Annotated in this window: 11 protein-coding genes and 2 pseudogenes; 12 read left to right on the top strand and 1 reads right to left on the bottom strand. The window is 67.7% G+C overall.

The features are described 5' to 3' along the window. Positions 1-128: 128 nt before the first annotated feature. From F1599_RS26495 to F1599_RS02060, 6 genes and pseudogenes are all read left to right on the top strand, one after another. A pseudogene (locus F1599_RS26495) lies at positions 129-1,070 on the top strand (flagellin); the annotation flags it as partial. 134 nt (positions 1,071-1,204) lie between these two features. Further along, complete coding sequence (gene fliD / locus F1599_RS02080; RefSeq protein WP_150082080.1) at positions 1,205-2,653, top strand: flagellar filament capping protein FliD; 1,449 nt, start codon at positions 1,205-1,207, stop codon at positions 2,651-2,653. A 21-nt stretch (positions 2,654-2,674) separates the two neighbouring features. After that, positions 2,675-3,133, top strand: a complete 459-nt coding sequence (fliS, locus tag F1599_RS02075) for a flagellar export chaperone FliS (RefSeq protein WP_150082078.1) — start codon at positions 2,675-2,677, stop codon at positions 3,131-3,133. 2 nt (positions 3,134-3,135) lie between these two features. After that, positions 3,136-3,468 (top strand): flagellar protein FliT, encoded by a 333-nt coding sequence (locus F1599_RS02070; RefSeq protein ID WP_190286280.1) that lies wholly within the window; start codon positions 3,136-3,138, stop codon positions 3,466-3,468. Positions 3,469-3,537: 69 nt separating this feature from the next. Continuing rightward, the gene (gene fliK / locus F1599_RS02065; RefSeq protein ID WP_150082076.1) at positions 3,538-4,929 is read left to right on the top strand and encodes a flagellar hook-length control protein FliK; all 1,392 of its coding nucleotides are present in this window, start codon (positions 3,538-3,540) and stop codon (positions 4,927-4,929) included. Then, complete coding sequence (locus tag F1599_RS02060; protein ID WP_149319505.1) at positions 4,926-5,213, top strand: EscU/YscU/HrcU family type III secretion system export apparatus switch protein; 288 nt, start codon at positions 4,926-4,928, stop codon at positions 5,211-5,213. Before fliK ends, F1599_RS02060 begins: the two co-directional genes overlap by 4 nt. Positions 5,214-5,285: 72 nt before the next feature. Here the strand turns inward: F1599_RS02060 and fliE are convergent, their stop codons facing one another. After that, a complete protein-coding gene (fliE, locus tag F1599_RS02055; protein ID WP_149319503.1) occupies positions 5,286-5,606 on the bottom strand; it encodes a flagellar hook-basal body complex protein FliE in 321 nt (106 codons plus the stop codon). A gap of 461 nt (positions 5,607-6,067) precedes the next feature. Between fliE and fliF the strand changes: the two genes are divergently transcribed. The 6 genes and pseudogenes from fliF to F1599_RS02025 all read left to right on the top strand — a co-directional run. Then, a complete protein-coding gene (gene fliF, locus F1599_RS02050) occupies positions 6,068-7,792 on the top strand; it encodes a flagellar basal-body MS-ring/collar protein FliF (RefSeq protein ID WP_150082074.1) in 1,725 nt (574 codons plus the stop codon). Then, positions 7,782-8,774, top strand: a complete 993-nt coding sequence (gene fliG / locus F1599_RS02045) for a flagellar motor switch protein FliG (protein WP_023264265.1) — start codon at positions 7,782-7,784, stop codon at positions 8,772-8,774. The genes fliF and fliG overlap by 11 nt, the downstream gene beginning before the upstream one ends. 175 nt (positions 8,775-8,949) lie before the next feature. Then, positions 8,950-9,714, top strand: a complete 765-nt coding sequence (gene fliH / locus F1599_RS02040; RefSeq protein WP_395894551.1) for a flagellar assembly protein FliH — start codon at positions 8,950-8,952, stop codon at positions 9,712-9,714. Continuing rightward, complete coding sequence (fliI, locus tag F1599_RS02035; protein WP_150082070.1) at positions 9,707-11,173, top strand: flagellar protein export ATPase FliI; 1,467 nt, start codon at positions 9,707-9,709, stop codon at positions 11,171-11,173. The genes fliH and fliI overlap by 8 nt, the downstream gene beginning before the upstream one ends. Further along, entirely contained in the window at positions 11,166-11,624 is a 459-nt protein-coding gene (gene fliJ, locus F1599_RS02030) for a flagellar export protein FliJ (protein ID WP_150082068.1), read from the top strand. Before fliI ends, fliJ begins: the two co-directional genes overlap by 8 nt. A 14-nt stretch (positions 11,625-11,638) precedes the next feature. Continuing rightward, positions 11,639-12,070: pseudogene (locus F1599_RS02025) on the top strand (hypothetical protein); the annotation flags it as partial.

Here is a 12,070-nt window from a genome sequence, read left to right as displayed (position 1 = left end):
GCACTCATCCATCGGCTATATCCCGCCCGCCGAGGCTGAGGCAAACTACTACAACCAACTCGGCAAAACCGCCGACGAGGCCGTTTTACTTTAACCAAACAGCCTCCGCGAAAACCGGGGCGATTCAGGCTGAGATCGATCGCACGTCGGAACAGACTGACTTCAACGGCGTCAAAGTGCTCGCGGGTAATAACAAGCTGACAATCCAAGTTGGCGCAAACGATGGGGAAACCATCGACATCGATCTCAAGCAGATCGACAGGAGCGCGCTGGGACTGGACGGATTTTCGGTGGCATCTAACGCCCTGAACGTCGGCCCTAAAATTACCTCTGTCGCTGCCGCGGCGGGCACCGGCTCCTTCAACGTCAGCTTCAGCGCTGGTGATATCACCAAAATTAATACGGCAACCGGCAAGACGTTCGCTGCCGCTGACCTTGAACTGCATGAAATCAAGAACGCAAGCGGTGCGAACACTGGCCAATTCGTCGTCAAGGCTGGCGACGAATACTTCGCCGCATCCGTAAACCGGACCAACGGCGCAGTCGTACTCAACGGCGCCGATGTCTCGTTCACCGACCCCGATAACGGCATCAACGCCGCGGTCACGCTGCAGGATCAGTTGGTCCGCGTTGGCTCGGACGGTACCGCTGCTGTGGGCTACGTTACTGTACAAGGCAAGAACTATGTCGCAGCCAACACGCTCGTAGATGGTGGAGCTACGCCGACCGCCAACGTCGGCGTCTCGGTTGCTCTGAGCGGTGGCTCGGCAACCCTCGAATTCGCCGGAGTTGCCACGGGTAACCCGCTCGCGAAGATTGATGCCGCTCTGAAGCAAGTCGATGACCTTCGCAGCTCGCTGGGTGCCGTGCAGAACCGTTTCGACTCGGTGATCTCGAACCTGGGCACCACCGTGACCAACCTGTCGGCTTCGCGTTCGCGCATCCAGGACGCTGACTACGCAACGGAAGTGTCGAACATGACCCGCGCGCAGATCCTGCAGCAAGCCGGTACCTCGGTGCTGGCCCAAGCCAACCAGACCACGCAAAACGTGCTGTCGCTGCTGCGTTAATTCGCAACGGCGCGGAAAACCGGGCCGCAAGGCCCGGTTTTCCGCTGGGAATGCTTTGCAGGCAGTTCGCTGCCTGCAAAGTATTTCTTGTTACGCGTTGACGTAGGCAAGCTGAACAACAAAGGCAGAAGACTATGGCTACCATTTCCAACATTGGTATCGGCTCAGGACTGGAACTCGGCTCGCTGCTCGAGAAGCTTGAGACTGCCGAAAAAGCCCCGCTGAAGCTACTCGAGAACCAGGCCTCAAGCTACCAGGCAAAGCTCTCGGCGTACGGTACTCTCAGCAGCGTCTTGTCGGCCTACCAGGCGGCCGCTAAGAAGTTGGCGGATGCGGCGACGTTCAGTGCCGCCAAGGCAGTGGTCGGTTCGAGCGCCATTTTGTCGGCGGCGGCAGCTTCCAACGCGGTGCCGGGCACCTACTCGGTCAACGTGACCAGCCTGGCGCAAGCCCAGTCGCTGGTCGGCAAGAATGTCGCCAGCCAGACCACCGCAATTGGCGCAGGGAAGATCACCTTCGAATTCGGCGAACGCCAAGGCTACAACGAAGGCACCGGCGGCTATACCGACCCGCTGGGCTTCACCGCCGACGCCACTCGCAGCAAGACCGTCGAGATCAAGCCCGGCGAAGATTCGCTGCAAAGCATCCGCGATGCCATCAACAAGGCCAGCGTCGGTGTCACTGCCAGCATCGTCAACGACGGCAGCGGCACGCCCTACCGCCTGGTGCTGACCTCGAACAGTACCGGTGAAAAGTCCAGCATGCGGATTACCGCGGACAGCCCTGAGCTTACCAATCTCGTTGGCTTCGACCCGACCCAGGCGACACAGACGAGCGGCATGCAAGAAACCGTTCGAGCCACCAACGCCAAGTTAGCAATAAACGGAATCAACGTCGCCAGCCAGACCAATACCGTCACAGATGCGGCCCAAGGTGTCACGCTGACGTTGAACAATATCGGCGGCAGCAGCTTGACCGTGACGCGCGACACCGAGTCCATCAGGGCTGGGATCCAGAATTTCGTCACCGCGTACAACAATATTCAGAACACCGCCAAAACTCTGACCTCTTTTGACGCTACCACCGGCAGCAGCGCCGCGCTGAACGGCGACAGCACGCTGCGCTCGATCCAGACGCGCCTGCGCAGCATGCTGAACGTGCCTCAGCCCGACGGCAACGGCGGCACCATCACACTGTCCGAGATCGGTGTCGCGTTCACCAAAGATGGCACACTGACGATCGACGATGGCAAGTTGACCAAGGCAATCAATGAGGACCTCGGCGGTATTACATCGATGTTCTCGCATACCACCGGTACCGGCGGATTCGGCAAGCAGATCACCGACGCGATCGACGACTTGAATGAAACCAACGGCGCGATCAAGGTCGCCACCGACGGCCTGACCGATACGCTGAAGGACCTGGAAGACCGCTACACGCAGGTGGAAGACCGCGTCAACGCGACCATCGATCGGTACCGCGCGCAGTTCACGCAGCTCGACATGCTGGTCAGCCAGCTGAACCAGACCAGCAGCTACCTGAACCAGCAATTCGCCGCGCTGGCCAACCAGACCAAGAAGTAATCAACGGCAAGGATCGCCATCATGTATGCGCGCCAAGCAATCAACGCTTATGCCCGGGTCGGTGTACAGACCGGGGCGATGAGCGCCAGCCCGCACAAGCTGATCGCCATGCTGTACGACGGCGCGCGCTCGGCCATCGCGCGGGCCAAGTTCCATCTCGATTCGGGCGACGTGCAGGCGCGCGGCCAGGCCATCTCGAAGGCGATCGACATCGTCGACAACGGCCTTCGCGCGGTGCTGGACCACGGCACCGGCGGCGAGATCGCCGCCAATCTCGAAGCGCTGTACGACTACATGACGCGCCGTTTGCTGCTGGCCAATGTGCGCAGCGATGTCACGCTGCTCAATGAGGTCGACGCGCTGCTGGACAACCTCGCCACCGCATGGGCGCAGATCGGCGAGCCCAAAGCCGGCGACAACGCCGCGCCGCCGGCGGCTTCGGGTCAGCCGATGGCCGTCGCCGAAGCGCAGGAGAACTGATCATGCGTGCCGTTTCTCCCACCGTGCTGAACTACGAGGAACTGCTGGTGCTGTCCGAGCAGATGCTCGAGGCCGCCGAGGCGGAAAACTGGACGGCATTCGACGACGTGCAGAAGGTCTACCTGGCCGTCGTCGACCGCCTGCGCGAGCTCGAGCACAACGTACCGGTCTCGGCCGAAGAACGGATGCGCCGCCACGCGCTGCTCGACCGGATCCTGGCGTACGACGCCCGCATCCGCGACCTGATGCTGCCGCACCTGGCCCGCCTGGGCCAACTGCTGGGCGACTCGCGCCGCCGCCAGAATCTTTCGCACGCCTACGGCAGCCCTGCCTGACCCCATGCCGGGTCCCGCTGGCCGTCGCCGGCAAGCCGGTGACCCAGCGGACCACCCGGAACCCTCCCCATGACCGCGATCCATCTGCCGCCCGGTTCGCCGTCAGGGCAAGGGCTCGATGCCAACACGCTGCGCGCGCAGGTGTCGGCCAACAAGCTGGCCGCGCTGACCGCCAGTCCCGGCGGCGCCACGGTCCGGCAGTCCGACGGCACCTCCACCGGGGCCGTCGAGCTGCCGGTACGCAGCGGCGCACCGGGCCAGCCTCTGGCCGCCACGCCGACCCGCTCCACCCGCGAAACCCTGAGCTTCGCCGCCCGTACCATCCTTACCTTGCTGGCGCAGGGCTCCGCCGCGCCGCTGCGCAGCGCCGGACCGCTGCTGGCCGTGCCGCCCACGCGCCTGCCCGAGGGAACCACGCAAGTTCGGCTGGCGCTGATGCATCTGGTGCAGGACAGCGGCCTGTTCTATGAATCGCATCTGGCGCAATGGATCGCCGGCGAACGTGGATTGGCCAGTCTGGCGCGCGAGCCGCAGGCGGGAATCGGCCGACACCCCTATCCCGGGGCCGGCGCCGGCGCCGGCGGCGCACCGCAGGGCGGCGCCGCGTTCGGCCAGGGGTCCGTGACGGGCGCCTACGGACAGCAGCCCGATGCGCCGATACAGCCTTCGGCCACGGCTCCCCTGCCGAACCTGCTTCCCGCCTCGCCCACCGACGCCCAGGCCCTGAGCAGCGCGATCCAGGCGCTGGCTGCCGCCGAACCCTCGCAGGCCGTGCTCGACGCCGCGTTGAATGCCGCCCGCTCGGCCGCGAGCGGGGGACCCGAAGCCAGCGCCGACGATCCCGCCGCGACCGCGGGCGACACCGGCGCGCGCGGCGCAGATCCCCTGCGCGGCAACGAAACGCCACGCTCGCTGCAGGCAGCCGCGCAGGCCTACCGGGCCGCCGCCAACGACGCCGCCCGTCAGGCCGGCGCGCAGACCCTGCTGGGCGCGAACCACGACGACGCACAGGCACGGCCGGACGCGGCGCCCAACTTGGCGAAAGCCGAAGCCGCGCCCGCCATCCATCCGAATACCGAAGGCATCGTCCGTCAGCAGCTCGAACTGCTGGCCACCCAGCAGTTCCGCTGGGCCGGCGAAGCGTGGCCCGGCACGCCGATGCAATGGGACATCGCCGAACGGCAGCAGGAGCATGGGTCCTCCGGCGAGCACGGCGACACCGCGGACGAGCGCACATGGTCAAGCCGCCTGGTGCTGGAGCTGCCTCAGCTGGGAACGGTGGAAGCGCGCCTGACGCTGACGCCGAACGGCCTGGAAACCCGGCTGGCGGTACAGGAAGACCGCATCGTGCGGATGCTCGATAGCGCGCAGGGCCGGCTGCGCGACAACCTCGGCGCGCGTGGCATCGACCTGCTGCATTTCTCGATCCGCCGGGACACCGACGCGGAGGGCACCGCATGAGCCAGCAGGACTCGCCCCGCGGCGCGGCGGTCGCGCTGTCGTACCGCCAGAACGATGCCGCCCCGCGGGTGGTGGCCAAGGGCTACGGCCTGATCGCCGACTCGATCATCGCGCAGGCCCGCGAGGCCGGCGTCTATGTCCACGACTCCCCGACGCTGGTCAACCTGCTGATGCAGGTCGACCTCGACAGCCAGATCCCGCCTCAGCTCTACACGGCGGTGGCCGAACTGCTGGCGTGGCTGCATCGGCTGGAAGTCGATACCGGAATCGTGCGGATCGAATAAGGGTCACCAAAGACCCGGATCAAGACGAAAAAAGGCGACCGCAAGGGTCGCCTTCGCGTGCAAGCACGACGCTTACACCGCCATATTCATCACTTCCTGATACGCCATCGCCAGCCGGTTGCGCACCTGCACGCCGGTCTGGAACGAAATGCTGGCCTTCTGCATTTCGATCATCACGTCGTTCAGCGCGATGCCGGGCTTGCCGAGCTCGAAGGCCTCGGCCAGGCCGTAGGCGCGTTCCTGGGCGCCGCTGATCTTCTGCAGCGAGCGCTGCAGCTCGCCGGCAAAGCCGGAGGCGGCGGCCGGGATGGTCTGGGAGGTCGTGCCCGACGCGCTCTGCGCCAGGCCGCGCAGCTGCTGCAGCATGCCTTCGATGGATGCAATCGAACTCATCGGTCTGTCTTTTCCGTGATTGGCGAGGCGCCGAAGCGAGGCCGGCCCCCCTGAATGGGTCGATCGGATGGGCACGGGGCTACCAAATGCGGGCCCCCGCCCAATCCAGCAGCCGAAGCGTACCTGCCGCGTCCGGCCCGGCATAGGCCGAAATCGGACCGAAAAGCCGTCCTATTCCCCGGATTGTCTGTGCGCCCGGTAACCGATCATCGCTACCGTGCCGGGTCTGGCGGGCTGTCGCCTTGCCGCTCCCCACCCGCATCCCTGGTTTGCTGCCAGCGAATGCATTAACGACACCGGCGCCCCTTTGTTTAACTATCGCGGAGAGTACGCGTGTTTTGTCTGCTGCGTGATCTGAGCCATGCCGACATCGGCCACCGCCAGGGCGGCGCATTGCGCCCCCGGCAAGGTTCGCCCCTGCCCGGCCGGCTCGGCGGGTCGGCCAATACGGAGGCCCGCGCATGAATGCGGCAGCCGTGCTGGGCAACCGCTCGGAATTGATCGAGCGCTTCAAGGGCAATCCGCGCCTGCCGCTGATGCTGGGCGGCGCCGCGCTGGCCGCGGCGATCGCGGTCGGCGTGCTGTGGTCGCGCAGCCCCGACTACAAGGTGCTGTACAGCAACCTGTCCGAACGCGATGGCGGCGCGGTGATCGCGTCGCTGCAGCAGATGAACGTGCCGTACAAGTTCGCCGAGGGCGGCGGTGCGGTGATGGTGCCGGCCGACAAGGTCCATGAGATGCGGCTGCGGCTGGCGTCGCAGGGCCTGCCCAAGAGCGGCAACGCCGGCATGGAGCTGATGGACAACCAGAAGTTCGGCATCAGCCAGTTCGCCGAACAGGTCAATTACCAGCGCGGACTCGAAGGCGAGCTCGCACGCTCGATCGAATCGATCGCCGCGGTGCAGTCCGCGCGCGTGCATCTGGCCATTCCGAAGCCCACGCTGTTCGTGCGCGAGCGCCAGAAGCCGACCGCCTCGATCGTGCTGACGCTGCATCCGGGCCGCGCCATCGACGAAGGCCAGGTCGCGGCGATCAGCCATCTGGTGTCGTCCAGCGTGCCGGAGCTGACGCCCAAGTCGATCTCGATCGTCGATCAGCATGGCAACCTGCTGTCGGGCAACGGCAGCAACGAGCGCATGCTCGATGCCACGCAGCTCAAGTATGTGCAGACGCTCGAGCGCACCTATGTGCAGCGCGTCGAGTCGATCCTCGCGCCCATCGTCGGCCAGGGCAATGTGAAGGCCCAGGTCACCGCCGACGTGGACTTCAATATCGTCGAGCACACCGACGAGTCGTTCAAGCCGAACCAGGATCCGACCCGCGCGGCGATCCGCAGCCAGCAGACCAGCGAGTCGAACCAGCAAGGCGGCTCGCCGGTCGGCGGCGTGCCGGGGGCGCTGTCGAACCAGCCGCCGCTGCAGGCCGCCGCACCGGTGGTCACGCAGCAGCCGGGCCAGCAAGGGCAGCAGGGCCAGCCAGGACAGCAAGGCCAGACCGGCCAGCAGGCCCAGGGACAGCAAGCCGGCACCGCCAGCACGCAGGCCGCGCTCGCCGGCGCACAGGCCGGCCCGAGCAGCGCCCGCCGCGACTCGACGACCAACTACGAGCTGGACCGCACCGTGCGCCACGTGCAGCAGGCACCGGGCGGCATCCGCCGCCTGTCGGTGGCGGTGGTGGTCAATCATCGGCAGGTGGCCGGCGCGAACGGCAAGATCACCAGCGAGCCCCTGACCGCGGCGCAACTGGCGCAGATCGAGAACCTGGCCAAGGAGGCCATGGGCTTCTCGCCGGCGCGGGGCGACTCGCTCAATGTGGTCAACAGCCCGTTCACTTCCGGCGAGGAAATCAAACCGGAACTGCCGCTGTGGAAGCAACCCGAAATGATCGAGCTGGCCAAGACCGCCGCGCAATACCTGCTGCTGGCACTGCTGGCCCTGTTCGTGTGGTTCAAGGTGGCACGGCCGATCGTGCGCAAGTACACCGCGCCGCCGCTGCCGCCGCCCGCCGAGGCCAACGCGGCCGAGTCCGTGCTGCTGCCGGTCGAGGAGCAGCAGCCGGATCCGGAAGTGCTGCGCCTGACCGCCAAATACGAAAGCGATCTCGCCCTGGTGCGCGACGCCGCGCAACGCGACCCGCGTCTGGTCGCCAGTGTGATCAAGAACTGGATGTCTAGCGATGAACGGTGAGGGCTTGCAGAAGAGCGCCATCCTGATGATGTCGCTCGGTGAGGATGCGGCGGCCGAGGTGTTCAAGCACCTGTCGCCGCGCGAAGTGCAGACGCTGGGCTCGGCCATGGCGTCGCTGAACGCCGTCACGCGAGAAGAAATGGCGGCCGTGCTGGCCGAGTTCCGCAGCGAGACCGAGCAGTTCCTGGCGCTGTCGGTGGATTCGAGCACGTTCATCAAGAGCGTCCTGAACAAGGCGCTGGGCGAGGAACGCGCGCTGTCGGTGATCGAAGACATCCTGGAATCGCGCGACCCGGGCAGCGGCATCGACTCGCTGAACTGGATGGACGCGACCTCGGTGGCCGAGCTGATCCGCGACGAGCATCCGCAGATCATCGCCACCATCCTGATCCACCTGGACCGCCAGAAGTCCTCGGAGGTGCTGGCGCTGTTCACCGACCGCCTGCGCAACGACGTGGTGCTGCGGATCGCGACGTTCGGCGGCGTGCAGCCGGGCGCGCTGCAGGAACTGACCGACGTGCTGACCAAGCTGCTGGCCGGCCAGAGCCTGAAGCGCAGCCGCATGGGCGGCATCCGCACCGCGGCCGAGATCATCAACCTGATGAACACCACGCACGAGGAGGCGGTGATCGCCGGCGTGCGCCAGCACGACAGCGACCTCGCGCAGAAGATCATCGACGAGATGTTCCTGTTCGAGAACCTGCTGGAAGTGGACGATCGCGGCATCCAGCGCGTGCTGAAGGAAATCGCCACCGAGTCGCTGATCGTCGCGCTCAAGGGCGCGCCGCAGGAACTGCGCGACAAGTTCATCCGCAACATGTCGACCCGTGCGGGCGAGATGCTGCGCGAGGACCTCGAAGCGCTGGGCCCGGTGCGCGTGTCGCAGGTCGAGGCCGAGCAGAAGAGCATCCTGCAGGTGGTAAGACGCCTGGCCGACGCCGGCGAAATCCAGATCGGAGCCGGCGACGATGCCTATGTCTAATCCCTACGCGCGGCAGGCGCTGGGCCACCACCTCGGCGGCTCGCTCGACGACGATCGCGACGACGGCTTCGGCGCGCGCTACGAGCCGCGCGCCCAGGCCCGACCCGCCGTGCCGTCGGCGTCCGCCGCTTCGTCGGCCCCCTCCGCCCCCTCGGCCCCCTCCGCGGGCTTGAACATGCGTGGCGGCCGCGACAGCGCGGGTTTCGAGAGCTTCGACGCCTTCGGCGCCGATGCACAGCAGCCCGGCGCCAGGCAGGCCGGCCGGGGCAGCGACAGCAACGGCTGGCGCCGCTGGAAGATGTCGGCCTTCGACGCGCCGCCGCCTCCGCCGCCCGCGTTCCAAGCGGAACCGGAGGAACCCGCGCCGCCGCCGATCGACTTCGCCGCGCTCGACGCAATGCGCGAGGGCGCCCGCAAGGAAGGCTATGCCCAGGGCTACACGCAGGGCCAGACCCAAGGCTACGGCGACGGCCATCGCGAAGGCTACGCGCGCGGCCTCGAGACCGCGCGCCAGGAGGCCGCCCGCCTGCAGGAACTGGCCGGCACCTTCGCCGGCGCGCTGCGCCGCATCGACGACGAGGTCGGCCAGACCCTGATCGCGCTGGCGCTCGACGTCGCGCGCAAGCTGGTGCACGACACCGTCGCGCACAACCCCGCCGTGCTGCTGCCTGCCGTGCGCGAGCTGCTGGCCAACGAGCCGGCGCTGTCCGGCGCGCCCTGCCTGCTGCTCAATCCCGACGATATCGAGCTGGTGCAGACGCACCTGGCCGGCGAGCTGGAAGCGGCCGGCTGGTCGGTGCGCGCGGATGCGACGGTGGCGCGCGGCGGCTGCATCGCCAGCGCCGCCAGCGGCGAGCTGGATGCGACGCTCGCCACCCGCTGGAGCCGCGTGGTCAAGGCCCTAGGCCGCAACGATCCCTGGGAAGCGCCCGATGCGTGAGCCCGCTGCCTCCCCTGCGGCAAACCCCGCCCTGACCGGCGCGCCGGAGCTGCATGGCCAGCGCTGGCGCGATGCGCTGGCCGGCGCGGCCGCCAACGTGGCCGAGCTGGACAGCAAGCGCAGCTGCGGGCGGCTGACGCGCGCCGCCGGGCTGGTGCTGGAGGCCGTCGGCCTGCGCATGCCGGTCGGCAGCGACTGCCTGATCGAAATCCCCGGCCATGCCGGCGCGACCGGCCAGGGGCCGCGCATGGCCGAGGCCGAAGTGGTCGGCTTCGGCGCGGACCGTCTCTATCTGATGCCGCAATCGGACGTGCTGGGCCTGGTGCCGGGCGCGCGCGTCTATCCGCTCGAACCGTCGCCGCTGCCCAGCGGCGACAGCGCGCCGCGCGAACCCGGCTCCAAGCGCCTGCCGGTCGGCGAAGGGCTGCTCGGCCGCGTGCTCGACGCCGCGGGCCGGCCGCTCGACGGCCTCGGCCCCTTGCAGGCCGCGCGCGAAGTGCCGCTGGCCGGCTCGCAGATCAATCCGCTGTCGCGCGCCCCGATCGATACCGTGCTCGACGTTGGCGTGCGCGCGATCAACGGCATGCTGACGGTCGGCCGCGGCCAGCGCATGGGCCTGTTCGCGGGCTCCGGCGTCGGCAAGAGCGTGCTGCTCGGCATGATGGCGCGCTATACCAGCGCCGAGGTGATCGTGGTCGGCCTGATCGGCGAACGCGGCCGCGAAGTGAAGGACTTCATCGAGAACATCCTCGGCGAGGAAGGCCGTGCCCGTTCCGTGGTGGTCGCCGCGCCGGCCGACACCTCGCCGCTGCTGCGCATGCAGGGCGCCGCCTACGCGACGCGCCTGGCCGAGTATTTCCGCGACCAGGGCCGCCATGTGCTGCTGATCATGGATTCGCTGACGCGCTATGCGATGGCCCAGCGGGAGATCGCGCTGGCCATCGGCGAGCCGCCGGCAACCAAGGGTTACCCCCCTTCGGTGTTCGCCAAGCTTCCGACGCTGGTCGAGCGCGCCGGCAACGGCGCCGAGGGCGGCGGCTCGATCACCGCCTTCTATACCGTGCTGGCCGAGGGCGACGACCAGCAGGATCCGATCGCCGATTCGGCGCGCGCGATCCTCGACGGCCATATCGTGCTGTCGCGCAGCCTGGCCGAGGCCGGCCACTATCCGGCGATCGACGTCGAGGCCTCGATCAGCCGCGCGATGACCGCATTGATCTCGCCGGAGCAATTCGGCTCGGTGCGCCGCTTCAAGCAATTGATGTCGCGCTACCAGCGCAACCGCGATCTGATCAGCGTCGGCGCCTACGTACCGGGCGCCGATCCCGAACTCGATCTGGCGATCCGCCTGCATCCGCGCATGGAAGCCTTCCTGCAGCAGGACATTCACGAGCGCGCGGGGTACGGCGAATCGATCGATCAACTGCATCTGCTCTTCGACAGGAGCGCAAATGGCTAAGACCTCTCCGCTGAACACGCTCGCCGACCTGGCCCAGAACGATACCGACACCGCCGCGCGCGAACTCGGACGGCTGCAGGGCCAGCGCACGCAGGCCGAGCAGCAGCTCGCCGCGCTGACCCAGTACCGGCAGGAATACCGCGCGCGCATGCAGGCCCTGATGCAGAACGGCATGCCGTCGGCGCGCTGCCACGACTTCTCCCAGTTCCTCGATTCGCTCGACGCCGCGATCCGCCAGCAGACGGAGGCGCTCGCCAAGGCCGAATCGCAGCTGCTGGCCGGCCGCGCCAACTGGCAGAAGCAGAAGCAGCGCCTGAACTCGTTCGACACGCTGATTGCGCGTGCGGAGTCGCGCGAGCAGCAGATTGCCGCGCGCCGCGAGCAGCGGGCCACCGATGAGTACGCCGCGCGCCTGTCCCGGCAGCAGGTAGGCAGCGGACACAACCAATAAGCCAGCAAGTACAGATGATCGACATCAGCCAAATCGTCAGCGGCGGCGCCGCACCCGCCAACGCTCCGCGCAACCCGCAGCCCGCTTCGGGCGCGAGCGAGTTCGGCGATGCCCTGGCGCGCGCACGCCAGACGCAGGCCGGCGAAGCGAGCGCGGCCAGCCAACAGCAGCAGCCGGCCAAGAGCGGCAAAACGGCCGACAGCGCAGGCAAGAACGCTGCCGAGACCGGCAAGAAGGTGGACCCGGCCGACGCCGGCGCCGATGCCGGCAAGACGCAGGGGAGCACCGGCAAGGCCGAGGGCGCCGCCGAAGGCCGGAAGGACAGCACCGATCTGGCCGACGACGAGACCGGCACCCACGACAACGCCGCAGCCGCGGCCGCCGCGACGCTGCTGGGGGCGATGCTGCCGGCCGCGCCCGCGGCTGGTCCGGCTGGTGCGGCGGCT

Origin of the sequence: Cupriavidus cauae (assembly GCF_008632125.1) — a bacterium.
GTDB lineage: Bacteria > Pseudomonadota > Gammaproteobacteria > Burkholderiales > Burkholderiaceae > Cupriavidus > Cupriavidus cauae.
The sequence above is the reverse complement of the archived record's forward strand: the minus strand, read 5'-3'. Positions and strand labels throughout refer to the sequence as shown.